Source organism: Croceivirga radicis, assembly GCF_002072105.2.
GTDB lineage: Bacteria > Bacteroidota > Bacteroidia > Flavobacteriales > Flavobacteriaceae > Croceivirga > Croceivirga radicis.
Genome location: NZ_MTBC01000014.1, coordinates 1 through 23,348, shown reverse-complemented (window position 1 = coordinate 23,348; position 23,348 = coordinate 1). Strand labels below are relative to the sequence as shown.

At 39.7% G+C, this 23,348-nt stretch carries 19 protein-coding genes; 12 read left to right on the top strand and 7 right to left on the bottom strand.

Annotated features, from left to right (window positions below; translation table 11 throughout):
* Window positions 1–15 precede the first annotated feature (15 nt).
* Complete coding sequence (locus tag BUL40_RS15495) at window positions 16–2,271, bottom strand: beta strand repeat-containing protein (RefSeq protein ID WP_080319978.1); 2,256 nt, start codon at window positions 2,269–2,271, stop codon at window positions 16–18.
* Between the two features lie 221 nt (window positions 2,272–2,492).
* Here BUL40_RS15495 and BUL40_RS15490 point away from each other — a divergent pair, with 221 nt between their 5' ends.
* The 6 genes from BUL40_RS15490 (at window position 2,493) to BUL40_RS15465 (ending at window position 7,863) form a co-directional block, all read left to right on the top strand.
* Entirely contained in the window at window positions 2,493–3,233 is a 741-nt protein-coding gene (locus BUL40_RS15490; RefSeq protein WP_080319977.1) for a carboxypeptidase-like regulatory domain-containing protein, read from the top strand.
* Entirely contained in the window at window positions 3,163–3,984 is an 822-nt protein-coding gene (locus BUL40_RS15485) for a carboxypeptidase-like regulatory domain-containing protein (RefSeq protein ID WP_080319976.1), read from the top strand. The genes BUL40_RS15490 and BUL40_RS15485 overlap by 71 nt, the downstream gene beginning before the upstream one ends.
* A 34-nt stretch (window positions 3,985–4,018) precedes the next feature.
* A complete protein-coding gene (locus BUL40_RS15480) occupies window positions 4,019–4,534 on the top strand; it encodes a DUF6702 family protein (RefSeq protein WP_080319975.1) in 516 nt (171 codons plus the stop codon).
* Between the two features lie 57 nt (window positions 4,535–4,591).
* A complete protein-coding gene (locus BUL40_RS15475) occupies window positions 4,592–6,913 on the top strand; it encodes a M1 family metallopeptidase (RefSeq protein ID WP_080319974.1) in 2,322 nt (773 codons plus the stop codon).
* Between the two features lie 88 nt (window positions 6,914–7,001).
* Window positions 7,002–7,280: a Sec-independent protein translocase subunit TatA/TatB gene (locus tag BUL40_RS15470; RefSeq protein WP_010519204.1), complete on the top strand. Its 279-nt coding sequence runs from the start codon at window positions 7,002–7,004 to the stop codon at window positions 7,278–7,280.
* Between the two features lie 4 nt (window positions 7,281–7,284).
* Window positions 7,285–7,863, top strand: a complete 579-nt coding sequence (locus BUL40_RS15465; RefSeq protein ID WP_080319973.1) for a phosphatase PAP2 family protein — start codon at window positions 7,285–7,287, stop codon at window positions 7,861–7,863.
* On the opposite strand, the gene BUL40_RS15460 is transcribed toward BUL40_RS15465, so the two are convergent.
* Complete coding sequence (locus tag BUL40_RS15460) at window positions 7,822–8,463, bottom strand: O-methyltransferase (RefSeq protein ID WP_080319972.1); 642 nt, start codon at window positions 8,461–8,463, stop codon at window positions 7,822–7,824. The two genes, BUL40_RS15465 and BUL40_RS15460, sit on opposite strands and share 42 nt — an antisense overlap.
* A 46-nt stretch (window positions 8,464–8,509) precedes the next feature.
* On the opposite strand from BUL40_RS15460, the gene BUL40_RS15455 reads away from it, so the two are divergent.
* From BUL40_RS15455 to BUL40_RS15445, 3 genes are read left to right on the top strand one after another with little or no spacing between them, the layout of a single operon-like run.
* On the top strand, window positions 8,510–8,977 hold the full coding sequence (locus BUL40_RS15455) for a GNAT family N-acetyltransferase (protein WP_080319971.1): 468 nt from the start codon (window positions 8,510–8,512) through the stop codon (window positions 8,975–8,977).
* 3 nt (window positions 8,978–8,980) lie between these two features.
* Complete coding sequence (kynU, locus tag BUL40_RS15450; protein WP_080319970.1) at window positions 8,981–10,246, top strand: kynureninase; 1,266 nt, start codon at window positions 8,981–8,983, stop codon at window positions 10,244–10,246.
* A 15-nt stretch (window positions 10,247–10,261) separates the two neighbouring features.
* Entirely contained in the window at window positions 10,262–11,407 is a 1,146-nt protein-coding gene (locus BUL40_RS15445) for an MFS transporter (protein ID WP_080319969.1), read from the top strand.
* On the opposite strand, the gene BUL40_RS15440 is transcribed toward BUL40_RS15445, so the two are convergent.
* Together BUL40_RS15440 and BUL40_RS15435 are read right to left on the bottom strand one after the other, a co-directional pair.
* Window positions 11,408–12,580 carry a hypothetical protein gene (locus tag BUL40_RS15440; RefSeq protein ID WP_080319968.1) on the bottom strand — a complete coding sequence of 391 codons (1,173 nt, stop codon included), beginning with the start codon at window positions 12,578–12,580 and terminating at the stop codon, window positions 11,408–11,410. It abuts the gene before it with no gap.
* Window positions 12,581–12,582: 2 nt separating this feature from the next.
* A complete protein-coding gene (locus BUL40_RS15435; RefSeq protein WP_080319967.1) occupies window positions 12,583–13,284 on the bottom strand; it encodes a hypothetical protein in 702 nt (233 codons plus the stop codon).
* A gap of 68 nt (window positions 13,285–13,352) precedes the next feature.
* Between BUL40_RS15435 and BUL40_RS15430 the strand changes: the two genes are divergently transcribed.
* Genes BUL40_RS15430 through BUL40_RS15420 form a run of 3 tightly spaced genes read left to right on the top strand, consistent with a single transcriptional unit; the run spans window position 13,353 to window position 15,012 of the window.
* Window positions 13,353–13,982, top strand: coding sequence for an RNA polymerase sigma factor (locus BUL40_RS15430; protein ID WP_244901890.1), 630 nt, complete (start codon window positions 13,353–13,355; stop codon window positions 13,980–13,982).
* Window positions 13,983–14,168 carry a hypothetical protein gene (locus BUL40_RS15425; RefSeq protein WP_010519213.1) on the top strand — a complete coding sequence of 62 codons (186 nt, stop codon included), beginning with the start codon at window positions 13,983–13,985 and terminating at the stop codon, window positions 14,166–14,168.
* Between the two features lie 25 nt (window positions 14,169–14,193).
* Complete coding sequence (locus tag BUL40_RS15420) at window positions 14,194–15,012, top strand: mechanosensitive ion channel family protein (RefSeq protein ID WP_080319966.1); 819 nt, start codon at window positions 14,194–14,196, stop codon at window positions 15,010–15,012.
* A gap of 28 nt (window positions 15,013–15,040) precedes the next feature.
* Here BUL40_RS15420 and BUL40_RS15415 read toward each other — a convergent pair whose 3' ends face one another.
* From BUL40_RS15415 to BUL40_RS15405, 3 genes are all read right to left on the bottom strand, one after another.
* Window positions 15,041–17,068 (bottom strand): OmpA family protein, encoded by a 2,028-nt coding sequence (locus tag BUL40_RS15415; protein ID WP_080319965.1) that lies wholly within the window; start codon window positions 17,066–17,068, stop codon window positions 15,041–15,043.
* 1 nt (window position 17,069) lies between these two features.
* Entirely contained in the window at window positions 17,070–17,978 is a 909-nt protein-coding gene (locus BUL40_RS15410; protein ID WP_010519035.1) for a PorP/SprF family type IX secretion system membrane protein, read from the bottom strand.
* 159 nt (window positions 17,979–18,137) lie between these two features.
* Window positions 18,138–23,348 (bottom strand): Calx-beta domain-containing protein (locus tag BUL40_RS15405; protein WP_141239684.1); only part of this gene is annotated, 5,211 nt, incomplete at its 5' end.

Sequence of the window (23,348 nt, the reverse complement as noted above, 5' to 3'; positions counted from 1 at the left end):
AGGAACTCCAGTTAATCAAGTCCAAGTTCCATCAAAATCATCGGTACTGTCCAAATCAAGATTTATAGGTATGTTCTGAATGTTACTCCAATCAGCTAGAATTGTGCTTCCGTCCACGGCGAACTCAGTTCCGGTTAAAATTAATCCAGTACCAGCAGTGTATTGTGTGTCATTATCCCCATCCGCAAGGTCTGCAGGGAATCCAGTTATTTTACCGTAAGCTACATCGGTAATATTTGCGTCGGTTATAGTGCCAACACTTAATGCGGTTGCGACACCGTCCCCAGTCACTGTTGTTCCATCGGAAGTAACGGCCCCGCCTGTTCCCGTTGGTAAATTGTCCCAAATTACATTGCCAGTTCCAGGGTCTATTCTTAAATATTGCCCGTTCGTTCCATTTGTGTTGGAAATATTGGTATTTGTAATTGAACCAATGGTAAAGGGGTCAGCATTTGTGCCCATACCAGTAATGGTTACACCATCAGCCTCTTCTGTAGTTCCTCCTGATACTAGAGTTTGCCAAGAATATCCGCCCGAACCATCGGTTATTAAAACATCCCCGTTTGCTGATCCAGTGTCATCAGGAACTTGATCAATTGCAGCAATAGCAGAAGTTAAGTCACTGTCTAGAGCAAAAGCTGATAAATTAATAGTAGCACCAGCAGCGCCTGAACCTGTTAATTCTAGATTTTCCACATTCAAACTACCTGCGGAAATAAAATCATTTCCATCAGCACCAGCGGCGATTGTTTGCCAAGAGTAAACCCCTGAACCATTTGTTGTGAGTACATCCCCGCTGGTAGAACCAGTATCATCAGGTACTTCATTTATGGCTGCAATAGCCGTTGTTAAATCACTATCAAGTGCAAAGGTGGATAAATCAATTATTGGATTTGTTTGATTAGGAATGGTCAGGGTCAAATTTTCTCCTGTTACAGTTCCCCCTGTAGTGAAATCATTTCCGTCTGCGCCCCCTGCAGCGGTAAGTCCATTGATATCACCTTGTAATTCTTCTAAAGCGGCCTGTACATTAGTACTGGTAAGGTCTGTAGTAGGATTAACGCTTACTTCTGCAGCATTTTGGTCATCCAAATATGGTGTAAGGTCCACTGTTTGTGGGGCTTCTCCGTCATTATCTAAAGAAAGTCTTAGTTGGTTTGCATTAATATCAAACAAATCTATTTGCTGTTCATCCGTATTAACACCACCTGCAACATTATCCACATACGTTTTTACCGCATTTTGGGTAGGGAACAAAACATTTGACGTTCCAAGAGCAATATTGTCGCTTTTATTTGCCGCATCTTCTTTCAAGGCAATGGCCGCATCGGCATCTGCTTCATTTTGGTCTACGTCTGCCTGTACGGCTGCAATAGCGGCGTCGGCATCTGCTTCATTTTGATTAACATCTGCTTGTAGGTTGCTAACAGCAGTACTATTTGTAGTAATGGCTGCGGTATTGGCTCCAATATCCGCAGTATTGGTGCTTATGTTGCCCGTATTGGTGTTAATGGCATTTTCATTGGTAGTAATAGCATCGTTTAAGGACGTATCGTCATAAAAAGCCCCATTGCTATTGCTTAGCGCATTGTTAGCATCTGGGCTTATAATATTGGCATTGGTAATGTAGCCGGCATCATTATCAAAATCCAAGAGGGTTACTTCGTTGTAATCTATCTCATTATCCGTTATGGCATTATCTTGCATTTGCAAAACACCAACAGAATTCGGCGCAAGTTTTATTTGGGTTACGGAGCCGTTTTGCAAGTCTACCCCGTTTACCGTACCGTCTACAATCTGATCACCGGTAATTTCTTTTACTTCAAAATTATAATTGTCGCCGGTTTGGGTAATGGTAATGGTCTCATTAAAATTTTCAATGGCATCGGCACTAAAACTTTGGTTAATACCACCGGCTAAAGAAACGGTTACGGTATTACCATCGCTGTCCGTTAAGATTAGTTCAGAATCTACCAGCTCCAAACTAACGTTGGTCGTATTTTCTTCGTTACACAGATTTTGCCACTGGTTGCCATCATAATGAAAAACGCAGTCCTCATCCGTGTTGTAAATCAACGCGCCTTTTAAGGGAAAAATCACATTCATCTGGGCGGTAGTTACACGGGTAATGACCAATGCCCTAGAGGTGCTTTCCAATTCCAATACAGAAGCATTATCTAAATTTTGCGGATTGTTACCAATTTTAACCTGGGCCTGTAGGCCAAACGCGGTTAAGCATAAAACTGCTGTTGCAACAAATGGGATTTTCATAGTTTGGGTGTTCTAAAATGCCAAACAACAAAAATAACTTTCTACAGATATCCTCCTAATTTTATCCGTTTAAATGCATTGCTGTGGGTTAAATTACAAGCTTGTGCTAGCTATTATATCTGTTTCCAAAGCCGTAACTTAGTAGAATTAACAAAAGTTTAGTGGCCTGTTGTTTTTAAATAATGGGACAATAGGTTTTCTTTAACCAGTAAAAATTAGTTATGTTCAAAAATTACCTCTTAGTTGTTTTAGTAGTATTGACCACCACGGTTGGGTTGGCACAAGACCGGCAATGGTTGCGTGGGCAAGTGTTGTATAGGGGTAGTAACGTAGTTAACGAGAACGTAATTAACACCAACAGCCAAAAGGCTACCATTACGGACGAAGATGGTAGGTTTATGATAGAGGTAAAAGAGGGAGACCAGTTGGTCTTTACCGCTGTAAACTACCAGTTACGAGTGGTAGATATTACCCAAGCTATTTTAGAAAACAAACGTTTGGTGGTAGAGGTAGAAGAAAAGGTGACCGAGCTAGATGAGGTGGTAGTAGGGCCAGAGAACCAATCTAAATTTTTAGCGGTTAAGAACGAAAAGTTTAAAGAGTTTAGTTATGATATTGATCGTACCACGGAGGTAGAAAATATTGCCCAGTCCCAAACCGAACGTGGCATGAAAGATGGCCTGAATTTTGTAAACATATTTAAAGCCATCTTTAGCGCTAAAGACCAAACTACTGGCGAAGTGCCTAACTTTAAAATGAGCGAGGTGTTAAGGCAGGTTTATGATGATGAATTTTTTGTGGTAGACCTAGGTCTGCAACAAGAAAACATCAATGCTTTTTTGGTGTATTGTGATGAAAAAGTGCCTAGTCGCTCCTTGTTAAAGAAAGAGAATGAATTTCAGCTTATCGACTTTTTGGTTACCCAGAGCAAAAACTTTAAGAACGAGTTGGATAAGCGCTAGTTTATTCCTGTTTTTCTGTTTAGGTAACGCTTATGGACAGCAAAAGTCTTTAAAAGGAAAGGTTGCTGCGGCTGGGGAGGATGTTACCGGGGTTACCATACAAAACCTCACTACCCAAAAAGCTACTATTACAGATTTTGATGGTAATTTTTCTATAGCCGTTTCCGTTAACGATACACTTGTTTTTTCTGCCGTACAACTACAGCGTAAAATAATTCCCGTGAATGCGGTTTTGCTCAATAGTTCTTTTGTTACCATTACCATGGAACCCTTTGTAAACGAGTTAAAAGAAGTAGTGGTACAACCTTATGGACTAAGCGGTGATATTGCTGCAGACCTTAATCGCATACAAGTGCAAAAAGAGGTGTCCGCTTCCAGTTTGGGGCTGCCAAATGCCGGTAAACCCTTGCCTTCTCAAAGTAAACGGTTGTTGTACGAAGCTACCTCTGGTGGTGCCGGCATACCGCTAAATCCAATTCTAAATTGGATCAGTGGTAGAACAAAACGTTTAAAGGAGCGGGTTGCCATAGATGAACAGTACCGCCGTACGCAACGAGTACAACAACTTTATGTAGATAGTATATTTGAACATCAATTTAAAATACCCAAAGCGCGCGTTAACGACTTTATGTATTTCTGCGAGGTAGATCCGTTGTTTCAGCAAATAGTGGCAAATAAGGATCAGTTAAAACTGTGGGCCTACATGCAACGTAAAAGTAAATTGTATAGAGAAAACAATGGTTTGGAATAAAGCTTGTATGGTGTAACGTAGCTAATTTAGTAGAATGAAGAAATTAATAAAAAAAATAAGGTTACCCCTGTTATTGTTTGTTGCGATTGGCGGGATGTCTTTTGCGCACAAATTTTATGTAAGTGTTACCAACGTAAATTATGCAAAAGAAGCAAAAGCGTTGCAAATTACAACACGGATTTTCATTGATGATTTGGACGATTTAATGATGGCCCGTTACGGCGTGGCAACTAAGTTGGCTACCAAGAACGAAGCAAAAGTTGCAGATGCCTACATAGAAAAATACTTAAAGACCAAAGTGTCTTTTGAGCTAGATGGAGAAGTAAAACCTTTTACGTTCATTGGTAAAAAATACGATGCCGATGTGGTAATCTGCTATTTAGAGGTGCCCAATGTAACTTTAGAAGGTCATGAAAATTTAACGGTAACCAATGAAATACTAACGGACTTGTACGATGAGCAAAAGAATCTTGTTCATGTGAAATGGAACGGAAATAAAAAGAGTTTTGTGCTTATAAAATCAGATATTAAAGGAATGTTAAAACTCTGATGTCTTCTAACGTACTGCTTAAAAAATGGTATTTTTCAAACTTAAAACTGACAAGAAATGAATAAACTCAAGTATGGTTTTGCAAGCCTAATGTTTTTGTTTGCAGGTGTAGCCCTGGCGCAAGAACAAGAGGCAAAGCAAGAGCGTGAACCCGGCCATTACAACCAAAGCCGATTTAAACAACTTTATGAGGAGTTTTCCACTCCTAATTCTTACCGTTCAGCATCTGGTGCTCCTGGTCCTGCCTACTACCAACAACAGGCAGACTATAAAATGGACATTACATTAGATGACAAGAACGCTAAAATTTATGGCGAAGAAACCATTACGTACACCAATAATTCTCCAGACAATTTGGAGTTTCTTTGGGTGCAACTAGACCAAAACGTAAGAGCAAAAGATTCTAAATCGCCTTTACGTAACGGTAACGGTGTAAATTTTGCTTATACCGCGGGTAATTTTGCCGAAACGTTTGTTACCGAACCTTTTGACGGTGGTTTCAATATTGAATGGGTAAAAGATGCCAATGGTAAGCCATTATCTTATACCATTAACCAAACCATGATGCGCGTTAACATACCGCAAGCCTTGAAGAGTGGTGAGCAAATTAGTTTTAGCATTAAGTGGTGGTACAACATTCCGGATCACACGGTAAACCGTGCGCGTTCTGGATATGAGTATTTTCCCAAAGATGGAAACCGTGCCTATGTAATAGCCCAGTTCTTTCCAAGAATGGCGGTATACTCAGATGTAGAAGGTTGGCAAAACCATCAATTCTGGGGTAGTGGTGAGTTTGCATTGCCATTTGGTAACTACGAAGTAAACATTACCGTGCCAGAAGATCACGTTGTAGATGCAACTGGTGTGCTACAAAATAGAAAAGATGTTTTTACCAAAGAGATGATGAAGCGCTACAACCAAGCCAAAAAATCATACGATAAACCAGTTGTAATCGTTACCCAAGAAGAGGTAGAAGCAAAAGAAAAAGGCTTTGCAGAAAAAACAAAAACGTGGTCTTTTAAAACAGAACCAGGTAAAATGGTGCGTGATTTTGGATTTGCTACTTCTAGAAAATTCATCTGGGACATGCAGGCCGTTAAGGTAGGTGGTAAAGATGTAATGGCAGTATCCATGTATCCAAAAGAGGGAAATCCACTTTGGGAAGATTTTTCTACAAAGGCTGTTGTGCAAACGTTGCATACGTATTCTAAGCACACGTTTGATTACCCGTACCACAAAGCAATTTCCGTTCATGCCAAAAACCAAGGTATGGAATACCCTATGATTTGTTGGAACTACGGTAGGCCAAATGAAGATGGTACGTATTCCGATAGGACCAAATACGGAATGATCAGTGTAATTATACATGAAGTAGGGCACAACTTTTTTCCAATGATCGTTAATTCTGACGAGCGCCAATGGGGATGGATGGACGAAGGTCTAGATACCTTTATGCAGTACTTAACAGAACAGGAGTATGGTAAAAACTATCCAGAAGATGTAGCACCAAACGAGAATTACCCATCTAGAAGAGGGGCGCCAGAAAAGATAGTTCCTTACATGGCAGGAGACCAAAGCTATATTGCACCAATTATGTCTAACCCAGAAAACGTTTACCAACTTGGTGCCAATGCCTATGGTAAGCCAGCAACAGCCCTAAACATCTTAAGGGAAACGGTGATGGGTAAAGAGCTATTTGATCATGCTTTTAAGACCTATGCACAACGTTGGATGTTTAAACACCCAACTCCAGAAGATTTCTTTAGAACAATGGAAGACGCTTCTGCAGTAGATTTAGATTGGTTCTGGAGAGGATGGTTCTACACTACAGATTATGTAGATATAGGTGTAGGAGAAGTGAAGAAATACTATGTTAGTGGTGATGTTACTACGCAAATGAAAGAGTATATGGCCGCTAGAAACATTACCGAATCTGATTTGCCACCATTGGTATATTTGGTAGAAGAAGGTAGTGCAGACTATACCGATGCTATGAAGGGTAAGGCGCCTTCTGAGTCTTCTAAAACTTTAAAAGAGTTTATGATGGATAACATGACGGCAGAAGAGCGTGCTAAGGTAAAAGAACCTAAATATTTTTATGAAGTAACCTTTACCAAGCCAGGTGGTATTCCAATGCCATTAATTGTAGAGTATATCTATGCAGACGGTACTAAAGAAAATGTTACCTATCCGCCAGAAATCTGGAGAAAGAACGATAAGGAAGTTAAGCGCGTAATGTCTACCCAAAAAGAATTGGTAGGTATTGTGGTAGATCCAAAGGCAGAAACTGCGGATATAGATACTACCAATAACGCTTGGCCAATGAAGGATGAAAAATCAGACTTTGACCAATTCAAAGAAAAGGTAAGAGGAGAGTAAGCCCTCTGTAACCAAAATTAACAAAAGGCCCAATATTTTCATTGGGCCTTTTTATTTATAGAAACCTTGTTCTCTTTATATTTGTACCATGCATATGTTATTTATAAGCGGCGCGGAAATATTCTTTATCATGTTTATTGTGGTAATGGTATTTGGAGCCGATAAAATTCCGGGGATTGCAAAGGGGCTGGGCAAAGGAATGCGCCAGCTACGGGATGCTACGGACGATATTAAGCGCGAAATTCAGAAAAGTGCGGAGAATCATGGTATGGACCAAGATTTTACCAAAGACATAAAAAAAGAAATAGACGAAGTAAAAAAGAACGTAGAAGAAGTTACAGGGTCAATAAAAAGGACCGGTAGATAAGCCTATGTTAGAAAAAATACTACAATGGGACAGAGATACGTTTGTTTACCTTAACGGCCTTGGGGTAGATGAGTACGATGGTTTTTGGTCTACTGTAACCGATATTAAAACTTGGATTCCATTGTTTCTATTCTTTTTTGTCTTAATGTTTTTAAAGTACGATAAAAAAGAGGCGCTCCTTAAAACCGGTACGGTTTTGTTATTGGTGTTGTTTATTACTACTATAACAGATTTAACCAAGGAAACTGTTGCTAGGTTACGTCCAAATAATGATGAGCAAATAAATACGCTGATTAGAATACTACGCTCTCCTTCTGACTTTAGTTTTTTTAGTGGTCATGCCTCTAGCTCTTTTGCAATAACAACCTTGGTCTTTTTATTTCTTAAAAAGTTTTATAATTGGGCAGTTTTGTTTTTTATCTGGCCCATACTTTTTTGTTTAAGTAGAATATTTGTAGGGGTACACTTTCCCATAGATATTATGGTTGGTGCATTGGTAGGTGCTTTTTCTGGATGGTTGTTCTACATTGTACACAACGCTTTACTTAACTCGGCTCAGCGTAAGGCCATCTCTAATAGATAATAAAACCGTTTCTACCCGTTTATCAGTGGCCAACTTTTTATTATAGGCTAAAAGTGCCGTGGTGGCTTTATCAGATTTTTGTAGCGGCTCTACCACCTTGCCAGACCAAAGTACATTGTCTGAAAGTATAACACTGCCGGGTCTACATTTTTTTAATACCGCTTCAAAATAATTGTCATATTGCTTCTTTTCGGCGTCAATAAAGACTAAATCGAAAGGACCATCTAAATGTGGTATAATATCCAATGCATCGCCAATGTGTTGGGTTATTTTTGATGCATTTCCACTCTTGATGTAATACTTATGCTGTATTTCGTTTAATTCTTCGTTTATATCAATAGTGTGTAAGAGGCCGTTGGCCTGTAAACCTTCGGCTAAACAAATTGCAGAGTAACCTGTGTACGTACCAATTTCTAATATGTTTTTTGGTGCAATTAATTTAGATAATAGGCTTAGAACCCTTCCCTGATAGTGGCCGGTTAGCATTCTGGGTTGTATTACTTTAAGATGCGTTTCTCTTCTTAACTCTTGTAATACTTCAGGTTCTGGTGCAGAATTAGCTGCAATATAATTTTCCAATAATGGTGATAGGAAATGCATGTTTCGGTTTTGGCAAAATTAGCCAAATAAGGGTTAATTTTAGGCAATGGAAAATGTTATTCTTAGAGACGCTCGGTTAGAAGATTTAAAGACTTTAAAAGAGTTTGAACAAGAGATAATAAGAGCAGAGCGTCCATTCGACCCAACAATAAGACCAGATCCAATATCGTATTACAATTTGGAAGCATATATAAAAAGCCAAGATGTAAAAGTTGTAGTTGCAGAAAAGGATGGTCAATTAGTGGCATCTGGCTATGCTTTAATTAAAAAGGCCAGACATTACCTAGACCATGATACTTATGCTTTTTTAGGTTTTATGTATACCGTACCAGAGGTTAGGGGGCAGGGTATAAACGCCAAGATTGTTGCCGTACTTACACAATGGGCTAAAAAACAAGGCTTGGAAGAGGTTAGATTAACCGTTTACCAAGACAACACTCCCGCAATAAAGGCATATGAAAAAAGTGGTTTTAAAAGCCATATTAACGAAATGAGATTACGCTTAGAAAAATAAATTATGCAGTTTAAAAATACGTTAGAATTTGCTCAAAGTTTAGATAAACATGACGCCCTAAAAGGGTATCGGCAAAAGTTTAATTACCCACAAGTAAATGGAAAAGACGTTATCTATTTTACCGGTAATTCTTTGGGCTTGCAACCAAAGATAGCTACGGATTATGTAGACGATGTTATGAAAGACTGGGCACAGTTGGCGGTAGAAGGACATTTTTATGCAGAAAAGCCCTGGTGGGACTATCATGAACGTTTGGCTAAACCTTTGGCAAAAGTAGTAGGTGCCAAACCAGAAGAAGTTTCGGTGATGAATACCTTAACCGTAAACCTGCATTTTCTATTGGTCTCTTTTTACAGGCCCAATAAGAAACGTTTTAAAATTTTGTGCGAAGAAAAAGCGTTCCCCTCAGACCAATATTTACTTCAAAGTCAGGTGCGTTTTCATGGTCTTGATCCAAAAGATGCCATAGTTGAGGTAAAAAAGCGAGACGGAGAGCACTTTTGGCGTACGGAAGATGTTTTAGCTAAAATTGATGAGGTAGGGGACGAACTGGCATTGGTACTTATTGGCGGAGTTAATTACTACAATGGACAGGTCTTTGAAATGGAAAAGATTACCGCCGCAGGTAAAAAAGCAGGTGCATTTGTAGGTTGGGATCTGGCCCACGCGGTGGGCAATGTGGCATTACACCTGCACGATTGGAATGTAGACTTTGCTGCGTGGTGCAGTTATAAGTATATGAACAGTGGCCCTGGCAATGCATCTGGAATTTTTGTGAACGAAAAGTATTTAAATACCAAGGCTATTCCAAGGTTTGAAGGTTGGTGGGGTAATAAAAAGGAAACACGCTTTTTAATGGAACCAGAATTTGATCCAATTGCAACTGCAGATGCCTGGCAGGTAAGTAACCCTCCGGTTCTATCATTGGCACCCTATTTGGCTTCTCTTCAGTTGTTTGAAGAAGTAGGCATGGATGCTTTGTTGAACAAACAAAAAACGCTAACAGCATATTTGGAGTTTATTCTAAACGAAGTGGATAAGCAGGTAGAAAGTACTTTTGAGATTATAACTCCCGAGGCTCGTGGATGCCAACTTTCGGTTTTTTTACATGGTGAGGGTAGGGCTATTTTTGATTATCTAATGGAAGAAGGTGTAATAACGGATTGGAGAGAGCCTAATGTGATTAGACTGGCTCCCACACCTTTTTATTGCTCTTACGAGGATATGTTTCGTTTTGGCGAAATATTAAAAAGAGGATTACAGCGTTAAAGATAATTTCTCAGTATGAAATCCTTATTACTAATACTGGGTAATAGAAAATACCTTGCTCCAGCCTTGGTATTTGCTAGTCTAAACGTTTGGTTTGGTACTTGGGCTATTTATATACCTACTGTAAAAGAGAAATTAGGTATTGACAAAGGTGATTTGGGTTTTGCTTTATTCTTTCTTTCTTTGGGCGTTTTTAGTGTTTTTCCTGTTGCTTCCAAATTAGTCAATTATTTTGGCGTAGGTAGAGCAACTTGGTTGGGGGTATTAAGCAGCAGTATTTTTGCGTTATTTCCCTTGCTGGTACCCAATTATATTTTGCTCTGCACGGCATTGTTTTTTTTTGGTGCGGCCAATGGGTTTACAGATATTGCTATGAACACTTTGGTTACCGAAGTAGAAAAAGAAGACCAAGTAACCATTATGTCGGCAGCTCATGGTTTTTTTAGCCTTGGCGGTATTCTAGTAGGTTTGGGTAGCTTTTTAATTACTGTAATATCCAATCCTTTTCTTCATATGTTGGGCAGTGTTGTTTTGGTTTTGTTGGTTAATTGGCGGTTTAAAAAAGAATATCAGAATAAAAAGGCAACAGTAGAACCTACAAATGGTTTCTCTTTACAAGTTTTTAAACCACTACTGTTATTGGGCTTGGTTGGTTTTATAAGTATGGCTAGTGAAGGTGCCATAGTAGATTGGAGCGGTTTATATTTACAAGAAATAACGCTTGCACCTACTTATTTAATTGGTGCAGGGTTTTTAGCTTTTTCTATAACCATGACCTTGGGTAGGTTTTTGGGCGATGGGATTAGTGAAAAAGTAGGGTCTTATAAACTATTATTCATAGGCGCCACTTTGGCCATTATAGGCTTTTTAAGTGTGCTCACGGCCAATACGTATTTGGCCATATTTGGGTTTGGGTTATCTGGTCTTGGATTTTCGGCTATGGTACCGGAGTTGTTTAGAATTGGAGGCAAAATAAAAGGTGTGCAATCTTCTCAAGGTGTTGCCTTTATAGCAGGGTCTGGATATTTTGGGTTTTTGTCTGGCCCAGTAATTCTAGGTTATCTAGCGGAAACATTTAATCTAAAACTAAGTTTTGTGGTTTTATTACTATCCGCTTGTTTGGTTCTACTTATTTCTATTTATAAGCCTAGAAGTAAATAGTTAAAAGTTCGATTTCACTTTAAATTCTTTTGCTTCATTACCCATTTTAATAATAAAATTTTCCATTTCAGTGGTTAACAATAGGGTTCTTTGTTTATTCCAAAAATTAGGGTCGTAAGGTTTTTTTAGTTTGAAAATATCTTTAGTGGCGTTGGCATTTTTCTTAAACGGTAAGCTGTTGAAGGGATTATGGTTGGTCAAAATAAATTCAGATTCATAATTCGTTTCAAAGGTGCGTTCTTCATCCGTGCATAGTACTACCTGTCTAAATTTTGCCCTGTCAATACTATAGGGCTTATTGTTACTTTTCTTAGAAAAAATAACTTCTACGTAATGTTCTTGGGTGCGGTAGCGTAACCATTTGTGCTGTGCAAAAGGAACACGGTTATTTGCTAAGTTAATTTTTTGATCTAGCACAAATTTTTCCATGGCATGGTTATCCATGTTAAAAATATAATAGCCATTTACCACAAGGGTATCTTTGTTTTGACTTTCAAATTCATATCTAATTTTGGCACCATTTTCAAAGGGTATCGCTTTAAAATTAAATGGTCCCTGAGATACATTTAATCTTGCAAAGGTTGAAAGTATGCCAAAAAATGTAGGAAATTTAAAGTAAATATTATGGGTGTCTTTAACTATCCCAACTTTACGCATTTGATTTATCTGTATTTCATAATCCTTATTGGTATGTTCTAGGTTACCGGTATATAGTAGTGTCTTGCGTTTTAGGTTGCCGGCTATATCCTGTAGCCTAACTAGTGTGCCATCCTGTTTTAAAGTGCTTCTTAGAAAAAACTCTTCTTGATACGGCTCAAAACGATAGTTCTGAAACAAAGAATCTTTCATTTTTTGCCATAGGGTTTTTAGATTACTTACGGTTACCCCTTCTAGCTCAAAGGTTTTGCTTTTTAAATATACCGTGTCCGGAATCTGGGCGGCAGAATGTTGGATTTTCTCATAGCCAATAAGTGAAAATGTTATGCTATCTGCAAAGGTGTTTACAAAGTACTTTCCTTCGGAATTTGTTAGCGTATGATCGTCATTGGTATAAACAGCTACAAACTCAATTGGTTTCTTGTTTGTTTGATCAAAAACCAAACCCAGTTTTTGGGTTTGTCCAAATAAGCTGCAAATTGCCAGTATGCAAATAATAGTTAATCGTATTTTCATGCTTAATTGGCATCAATAGCTATGCCATCAAAGTATAATTTAAAATCTTTATCTGTTCCTTTGTGGTCTTGGGCAATTTTAAGGCCAGCTATATCCAAGTAGTTTTCCCAAGTGGTACTCATGCTGGGTTCTTTTGTGTTTGCTTTTCTAAATGTCCATTCCTTAATCAGATAATCGTCCTCAAAATAAAAATCATAAGCATCTCCAGGCGTATAACCTCCTTCGGAACCATACACTATGGTCAATTTTTTCATTAATTTTTTACTAACAGGGGCCGTATCTTGTTCTTTAATGGTATACGCATAGTTAGCTGCGTCCCAAACCAGATTGTACGGTGCCAAAAGCCAAAATTTATCATTCACAAAACCGCCATTGGTTTTGTAGGCCAAACTGTCCATCTTGCTTCTATTGTACGTTAAGGTATCTTCCGCGTTTATGTGCGTTACGGTATTATTTTTTGTGTTCCATATCCAATGTCTTTGGTAATGGTTTTTCCCTCTATCAACATTAAAGGTAAAAGCGATATTTTTTACATTTTTCCAGTTTTCAAAACCATGTGCATAAGCAATTTTTTCTGGTATGGTAGGTGTTGCTATTACTTCGGTTTCCTCCGCTTTTTCTGTGGTAGTCTTTTCTGATTTGTTTTTGCAAGCTGCAGAAAGGGCAAGTAGAATTACGGCTAAAAATAGTTTGGCTGTTCTCATTCTAGATTTGTTTTTGTTAAAGATACCCTGTTTTGAGTATATTGCCGCTTATTTTCAAATGAATACGAGTGACTTTTCTTAAACGTCTGTTTCTTATACTTATAAACCAAACCAAAAATAGTTTTGGCAAGGGTGAGGCGTTTAAAGATTTAAGCGATGAAGAATTGGTGGCTAAAATTGTAGCAAAGAATGATACACTATTATTTGGCATATTATATGACCGTTATGTGAAATTAGTGTACAACAAATGCTATGGGTTTGCACGGTCTGAAGATGAAGCGGAAGACTTGACACAGGACGTGTTTTTAATGTTGTTCGTAAAATTGGCGTCCTTTAAAGGAAAGTCTAAATTTTCTACTTGGTTATACTCCTTTACCTATAATTTTTGTGTAAACTATGTAAACCGAGACAAACAACGTAAGATGAGCGACCAATCCGTGCCGGTTGATAACACCGAGTATAAATTGGCACATGAAGATGTCTCTGATGAAAGTATATATGAGCTAAAAGCGAGCAAATTAGCTAAGGCTCTAGAAATAATTAGCCCTGAGGAAAAATCTATATTGCTATTGAAATATCAAGATGGGGCTTCTATTAAAGAATTATGTGATGTTTTGGCGATTGGCGAGAGTGCGGTAAAGATGCGTTTAAAACGATCCAAGGCAAAGCTTTTAGAAATTTATAATAACTTAGGTTAAATGGCAGACACTACAAATCCATTTCAGCAGCTTAACCGCAATCTTAAGGAGGTGCCTCCAGATATGCGGAAAAAGGTGATGAACGATATTGCCATTGCCAAATTAATTCTGGACATGGCGGTTTTGGTTACCAGTAACTATTCTTCCGTTATTTCCGGAATGCTTAAGTCAAACAAAAGAAAATAAACCAATCAACTATTAAACAACACTCATGGAAAAATATAAAAAAGTTCTAGAAGATAGTTTATCAGATATTTTCTCCAGTGCGGTACAACTTTTACCTAAGATAGTACTGGGTATTTTGGGGCTCATTTTTGCTTGGCTTATGGTCAAGGTAATTATGTTCATTTTAAGAAAAGTATTAAAAGCCGCCAAGATAGATGCGCTTTCGCAAAAAGTTACCGAGGCTAAATTTTTTGGAGATAAAGAGGTAAATGTGGATTTGGCAAAAATCATACTTGGATTGGTTAAGGTTTTGTTGATTTTAATGTTTGCCACGGTCATTTCAGAAGTTTTAGGGCTACAAGCAGTTTCTGATGGTATTGTGGCCATTTTTGCTTATTTACCAACATTATTTAGCGCCCTGTTAATCTTGGCTGCGGGTCTTTATATAGCATCTACGGTTAAAAAAGCAACATTGGCCTTGTTTGATTCCATGGGTGTTGGCGGTTCAAAATTTATAAGTAATACTCTTTTTTATCTTATCGCCTTTTTTGTGTCGATAACCGCATTAAATCAGGCTGGAATACAGACCGATATTATTACCAGTAATTTCACTTTGATCTTAGGAGCTTTTTTAGCTGCTGCAGCTTTAGGCTTTGGTTTGGGTTCTAGAGAGGTCTTTGCAGATGTTCTTAAAATGTTCTACGCCAGAAAAACCTATATGGTAGGTGACCAGATAATTATTGGTAAAGAACAAGGCGTTATAGAAGCCATAGACAATATGTCTATTACCCTTAAAACGGATGAAGGTAAAATAGTACTCCCGATTAAAGAGGTAGTAAAACGAAAAGTGGTCATAAAAGAATAAAAAAAAGCCTCTATTAAGAGGCTTTTTTTTATTTGGTTTTTGATTTTTTATCTGGCGTTGTTGGATCTAAGGCCTTAAGATGGTCTGGCTTAAAAATGTTGATTATTGGGAACTCAGACCTTCTATTGAGCTCTAAAATTTCTGGTGGACAGTCCCATTTTGTTTTACAATCATTTACCGGTTGTCTTTTTCCATAGCCCTTGTAGGACAGTATGCGTTCGGCAGGCACTCCATTAGCTACCAAATACTCATAGGTGGCTTTTGCCCTAGCCTCAGATAGTTTGTCATTATATTCATGACTACCAACGCCGTCTGTATGTGATTCTAGCTTAATAGTCATATATGGATAGGTTTCTACCATCAATTTTACCACTTTGTCCAATTCTTTGGCCGCGTCTGGGCGTATGTAAGATTTGTCAAAATCAAAGTAAATCTTGTCCAGGCCTGCTAATATCTTTACATCTAACACAGGTTCTAAATACACATCCTTTTGAACTTTTTTCTGCTTGTTGGGTAAATTGGTCAGGTTAAGGGTAACCTTTTTTTCCGGGTGGGTAATGCGATTAAGGACCAATTTATATTTGGTGCCACGATTTACGAACATACGGTAGTAACCACGGCCATCTGTTTTTACTTGTTTGATGAAATTACCTGTGTTGATATCCGTAAGTTTTACCACCACAGAATCTAGTGGATTGCCATTTACCGCATCGTATACAAATCCATCTACATAAAGCGAAGGCGTAAAATCGAACTTATAAATATCGTCACCACCTTCACCACCTTCTCTGTTAGAACTAATGTAACCTTCCGTACCATCCTCATTTGAGAAGAAGGCAAAATCATCTTTTTCGCTGTTCACTGGTTTGCCTAGGTTAATAACGTCCGTTACTACACCATCTTCATCGGTAACGGTAGCAAAAATGTCTAGCATTCCGAAGCCCACATGTCCATCAGAGGCAAAGAAAAGTTTACCTTCATTATTGATAAAGGGGAACATCTCATCACCTGCTGTATTGATTATTGGACCTGCGTTAATGGGTTGACCAACTCCACCTCTAGGATGTATATCACAATAATAGATATCCGTACCGCCGTAGCCTCCTGGCCTGTCTGATGCAAAGTATAACTTTGTCCTGTTCTCGTTGACAGATGGATGACCGGTGGAGTAGTGGTCTGCATTTATTTTTAGGTTTTTGGCTACATGCCATTCTTCGCCGTTTTTTTCGGCGATAAATATTTTTAGATTGTTTTGTTTTTGAACTAAGTTCTTGTCTTTAATTTTTTTTACATAGAAACCTTCCTTGTCTTCAAAATAATTGTTTCGTGTAAAGTAGGCTATGGTATCGTTTTTATAGTCTGTAGAGAATACTACAGAACTTTCATGGTACTTAGAATTGATGTCTCCTTTGATTCGCTGGGGAATGTATTCCGTCATACGTTCAAAAGCACCACCTTCTTCTATAAAAAAGATGTCTAACCAAGGTTGGTTGTCCCAATCATACAAACGTTCGTCTTTAGAATCTGGGCGACTACTACTAAAATAAATGGTATTCCCGAATTTGATAGCGCCGAAATCGTTAAACTGACTATTGTATTTTACAGGTTGAATATCATAGCGTTCTCTACTGTTAAAAACAACAGACGCTAGATTACCATCTTTTAAAAAGCGGTCTATTAACCTATCATTCTTGTTTGTTTTTTTATAAAGCTTTAACCATTCTACAGCTTCTTTTTCCCTACCCACACTTTTAAGTGCCATACCATATTTAAAGTAATGGTTGCTAGAGATACCAGATTTATGAATAAACCTTTCAAAATAGGGTATCGATTTTTCGTAGTCTCTTTGCAACAAATAGCATTCTGCCAACCTTTTTTGCGCATGTTCCGGGTCTATACCTTCGGTAACCATTTCTTCGTATAAAGGAATGGCTTTGGCATAAGAAAACGTGCCAAAATATTTATCTGCTTTGCGTTGTAGTGGATGTTGTGCGTTTACGCTGGTGAAGCAGGCTACGAATAGTAGCAAGCTAAGTAGGTGCTTGGTAACATTCATCTTAAAAGTATCTTGGGGAACGGTATAAATCTTCCTTCTTATTTAGTTTGGGTTCAAATATTAAAATCACCTCGTGTGTACCACCAGTGTAGGGTCTGGTGAGGGAGGTTGGTAAATCATAGGCATAGCCTAATCTCAAATTTTTACTGATTTGATAATCTGCAAAAGCTCCAAAGTTAGAGGCATCGTTAAAGCGATAAGATGCACCTAGCCAGAATTTTTCATAGAACAAAAAACTAGAGGTAACATCATAGGAGGCAGGAGCGCCATTTGTAAATTTTGTAATTACAGAAGGTCTAAATTTTATATCTAAAGACAGGTCTAGGACTAAACCGGCAATGCCGTAGTAGCTGTTTCGTTCTAAAGCTTCAAACTCTCCTTCGTTTACATCTGTATTTAAAATTCTAGGGGCAGAAAAACCAACATACCATCTGTTGGTAGTTAGGTACATGCCCGCACCAAAATTAGGGTCCCAAACATTAAAATTCTGATTAAAGAAGGGGTCGTTTACATCAGGATTTGATAAATCGTATTTAGTGAAACCACCATTTAAACCAAACGAAAGTTTGGCCTCCCAGGATATTGGTATAGTGTACGAAAAATTACCGTAAATAAACTGTGTGCTCTGGTCGCCCAAATGGTCATTAATATAAGATAATCCCAATGCTACTTTTTCATTGCGCATTGGTGTATGCAGTGAAAAAGTACTCGTTCTGGGATTACCATCCAAGCCTGCCCATTGGTTACGATGCAATGCCGTAAAACTTAGACTTTCCCTACTTCCTGCGTAGGCAGGGTTAATAGAGGTTGTGTTGAACATGTATTGTGTAAATTGTGGTAACTGCTGTCCTTTTATATTAGAAAAGAAGAGCAGGCTCAATACAGTTATACCCTTAAAAATGGTATTCATAACACTAGTTGTTAGTTCTTTAATCTGTTTGGTTTGGGGTAATGCGTGAACAAAGAAACAGCATCTTAAAACGAATAACCAATTACACCGATTAATTGATTCTATTTTCGTTCTTTGTCAGAAACATCGTTATAAGGTGCTGATTCCAAGTTGTATGTTTTATTCTGTGCCAACGTAAATGTAACCGTTGATGGGTTGCATTTCTGGTTGTTCATTTATTTTGATGAGGTAGTAATACGTTCCTGCAGGTACGGTTCCTCTACTGCCATAAGCGTTGTTTGGCGATGTGCCTCCCCAATCGTTTAGGTAGTTTCTTGACTCGTATACCTTATCTCCCCACCTGTTAAAGATGAGAACATCAAAAGTATACCCACAGTACTCGGTTCCTTTGATTTCGAATACATCATTAATAGCATCACCATTTGGTGTTACGGCTTTAGAAACCTCTATTTGGTCTCTAGTACAAGGCACACAATCATTGTTTGTGGTAATTATAAAATCTACATAATACTTGCAATCACCACCATCTGATGCGTACATTATTTTATATTCTCCCAATGCTAAATTAGCAGGATTAAATAGCGAGCCTTCTAAAACCACTTCGCCTTCTACTACGGTAAAGATTCCGTTGGTATCAAAGCCCTGTGGTAAATAATTGATAAGGTCCACAGCCTCATCTTCTACACAAACATCAATATAAACTTCTTCTAATTGTGGCTGCATTACAAAAATGGTCTGCGTAAATGTTGCTGTGTTGCCACAGTCATCAGCAACTTCCCACCTGCGTTCAATCATGTAATCATCGGTGTCTGCCACCCTAACAATTTCTTCTGTAAAGTTAACCACAGGGGTACTGCAACCGCCAATATCTCCTAATTCTGGTATGGCAGGTACTTCTTCTCCACAGATGATGGTCATGTCCTCAAAATCCGGGTCCATAAATCTATCATCCATTAGGTCTAGGTAATCCGGAATGCCGTCACCATCAGTATCATCATTGGTTGGGTCGCCATCGTTGTCCGCATCTTCATCCATGGTTGGGATACCGTCACCATCATCATCTAGGTCACGATAGTTTACATCGTCTTGATTGTCCGTGTTTGGCAAATCGTTTGCAGGGTCGTCAATCTCATCGTTCACATCAAAGCCATCGTTTACATCGCTACCTTCGTAACCGTCATCCAACCCATCACCATCGGTATCGGTACCCGTAAAGGTCCAATCCGGTTGACCATCGTTATTAAAATCATTCCCCTCGTTATTATCTGGAACGGTATCGTTATCAGAATCTAGGTCGATGACATCTTGGGCCCCATCACCATCGGTGTCTACAGGGATAAGTCCTTCATCATTGGTGTCGTAAGCATCATCCAAACCATCATTGTCAGAATCATTACCTGTTGGTGGCACATAGCCATCGGTGGTTTGTGCTTCTACGTTGTCTGGAATACCATCGTTATCCGAGTCGATGTCTCTGCTATCTGGATAGCCATCATTGTCGGTGTCTGTAGCACCGTCTCCCTCGTTAGCATCTAGGATCCCATCATTATCATCGTCTAAATCTACGTAATCAGGAACACCGTCGCCATCTGTATCTGTTGGGTCTAGGTAATCTGGAATGCCATCCCCATCGGTATCATCATTGGTTGGGTCGCCATCATTGTCCGCATCTTCGTCCATGGTAGGGATACCATCGCCATCATCATCTACATCACGATAGTTTACATCGTCTTGGTTGTCCGTATTGGGTAAATCGTTGGCAGGGTTGTCAATCTCATCGTTCACATCAAAGCCATCGTTTACATCACTGCCTTCGTAACCGTCATCCAAGCCATCACCATCGGTATCGGTACCCGTAAAGGTCCAATCTGGTTGGCCATCGTTATTAAAATCGTTCCCTTCGTTATTATCCGGAACAGTATCGTTATCAGAATCTAGGTCAATGACATCTTGCGAACCATCACCATCGGTGTCTACAGGGATAAGCCCTTCATCATTGGTATCGTAAGCATCATCCAAACCATCGTTATCAGAATCATTACCTGTCGGTGGTACATAACCATCAGTGGTTTGTGCTTCTACGTTGTCTGGAATACCATCGTTATCCGAGTCAATGTCTCTGCTATCCGGGTAGCCATCATTGTCGGTGTCTGTAGCACCGTCTCCCTCGTTAGCATCCAAAATACCATCATTATCATCGTCTAAATCTGTTATATCTGGTACGTTGTCACCATCCGTATCGTATTCATCATCAATAATAGTTACAATTCCTATTGCCTTGTTAATTTGAATTACTGTTGTGCTTAAGTTGGATAAAACCACTTGGAAATCTTCTTCCTCTTCTAATAATACATCATTTAGGATAGGTATTGTTATGGTGATTGGGTCAACTTCATTCCCAACAAAGGTTAGGGTGTTTGCTGTTGTTGTATAATCCTCACTAGCGGTTGCTGTATTGTCTGAAGTGCTAAAGTCTACAGTAAACGAATCTTGAACCGTACCTACTAAAGTAATTGCTAAGGTAGCTGTGCCGTCTGTTTCATTAACGGTGATATCATTGATAAATAATCCGGTAGTTCCAGGAATATTATCATCATCATTGATGATACCATTAGCGGTAGCATCGTTTATGGGCACTAACGGATTGGTAGTGCTGTTCAAGGTAACGGTATACGCTTCTTGCGGTTCAATGATATTATCGTCCAAGATGGACACCACGATTTGCTGTACCTCGCCATCTGTACCCGTAAAGGAAATTGTTCCATTGGTGATAGGGGTAAAGTCGGTTGCGGTAGCTGTACCAAAAGCGGTAGAGAAATCCACATCAAAACCAGAGGCATAATCCCCAGTTAAGGTCACATCAAAAGAAGCCGTAACGCCCACACCTTCGGTCACGATGACATCGGTTTGTACGATAGAAAGACCTTCGGTGCCTGTGCTGTCATCATCATTGATGATACCATTAGCGGTAGCATCGTTTATGGGCACCAACGGATTGGTAGTGCTGTTCAAGGTAACGGTATACGCTTCTTGCGGTTCAATGATATTATCGTCCAAGATGGACACCACGATTTGCTGTACTTCCCCATCCGTACCCGCAAAAGAAATAGTTCCGTTGGTGATAGGGGTAAAGTCAGTTGCGGTAGCCGTACCAAAAGTGGTAGAGAAATCCACGTCGAAACCAGAAGCATACGTACCGGTAAGGGTTACATCAAAAGTAGCGGTAACGCCGACACCTTCGGTCACGATAACATCGGTTTGTACGATAGAAAGACCCTCTGTACCCGTGCCGTCATCATCATTGATGATACCATTGGCGGTAGCATCGTTGATGGGTACCAGCGGATTGGTAGTGCTGTTCAAGGTAACGGTGTAGGTTTCTTGGGCCTCGATAATAGCATCATCCAAGATGGACACCACGATTTGCTGTACCTCGCCATCATTACCCGCAAAGGTGATAGTTCCATTAGTGATAGGCGTAAAGTCGGTCGCGGTGGCCGTAACAAAAGCGGTACTAAAGTCTACATCAAAACCAGATGCATAATCCCCAGTCAAGGTTACATCAAAAGTAGCGGTAACGCCCATACCTTCAGTTACGATAACATCGGTCTGAACAATAGAAAGCCCCTCTGTACCCGTACTGTCATCATCATTGATGATACCATTGGCGGTAGCATCGTTGATAGGCACTAACGGATTGGTAGTGCTGTTCAGAGTTACGGTAAAGGCCTCTTGTGGCTCGATAATGGCATCGTCCAAGATGGACACAACAATCTGTTGGACCTCACCATCCGTAGCCGCAAAGGAAATAGTACCATTGGTGATAGGGGTAAAGTCGGTTGCGGTAGCCGTACCGAAAGCGGTAGAGAAATCCACATCGAAACCAGAAGCATACGTACCGGTAAGGGTCACATCAAAAGTAGCCGTAACGCCCACACCTTCGGTCACGATAACATCGGTCTGTATTACGGATAGACCTTCCGTACCCGTGCCGTCATCATCATTGATGATACCATTTGCGGTAGCATCGTTTATAGGCACCAACGGATTGGTAGTGCTGTTCAAGGTAACGGTATACGCTTCTTGGGTCTCGATAATAGCATCGTCCAAGATGGACACCACGATTTGTTGTACTTCACCATCCGTACCCGCAAAAGAAATTGTTCCATTGGTGATAGGGGTAAAGTCGGTCGCGGTGGCCGTACCAAAAGCTGTACTAAAGTCCACATCAAAACCAGAAGCATACGTTCCAGTAAGGGTAACATCAAAAGTAGCGGTCACGCCCATCCCTTCGGTCACGATAACATCGGTTTGTACGATAGAAAGACCTTCCGTACCCGTACTGTCATCATCATTGATGATACCATTGGCGGTAGCATCGTTTATGGGCACTAACGGATTGGTAGTGCTGTTCAAGATAACGGTATACGCTTCTTGCGGTTCAATGATAGCATCATCCAAGATGGACACCACGATTTGCTGCACCTCACCATCCGTACCCGCAAAAGAAATAGTTCCGTTGGTGATAGGGGTAAAGTCAGTTGCGGTAGCCGTACCAAAAGCGGTAGAGAAATCCACATCAAAACCAGAAGCATACGTTCCAGTAAGGGTAACATCAAAAGAAGCCGTAACGCCCACACCTTCGGTCACGATAACATCGGTCTGTATTATGGATAGACCTTCTGTACCCGTACTGTCATCATCATTGATGATACCATTGGCGGTAGCATCGTTTATAGGCACTAACGGATTGGTAGTGCTGTTCAGGGTAACGGTGTAGGCTTCTTGGGCCTCGATAATAGCATCATCCAAGATGGACACAACGATTTGTTGAACCTCGCCATCCGTACCCGCAAAGGAAATAGTTCCGTTGTTGATAGGGGTAAAGTCAGTTGCGGTAGCCGTACCAAAAGCGGTACTAAAGTCTACATTAAAACCAGATGCATAATCCCCAGTCAAGGTCACATCAAAAGTAGCGGTAACGCCGACACCTTCGGTCACGATAACATCGGTCTGTATTATGGACAGACCTTCCGTACCTGTGCCGTCATCATCATTGATGATACCATTAGCGGTAGCATCGTTTATAGGCACCAACGGATTGGTAGTGCTGTTCAAGGTAACGGTATACGCTTCTTGCGGTTCAATGATAGCATCATCCAAGATGGACACCACGATTTGTTGTACTTCACCATCGGTACCCGCAAAGGAAATAGTACCATTGGTTATCGGTGTAAAGTCGGTTGCGGTAGCCGTACCAAAAGCGGTAGAGAAATCCACATCAAAACCAGAAGCATACGTTCCAGTAAGGGTAACATCAAAAGTAGCGGTAACGCCCACACCTTCTGTCACGATAACATCGGTCTGAAC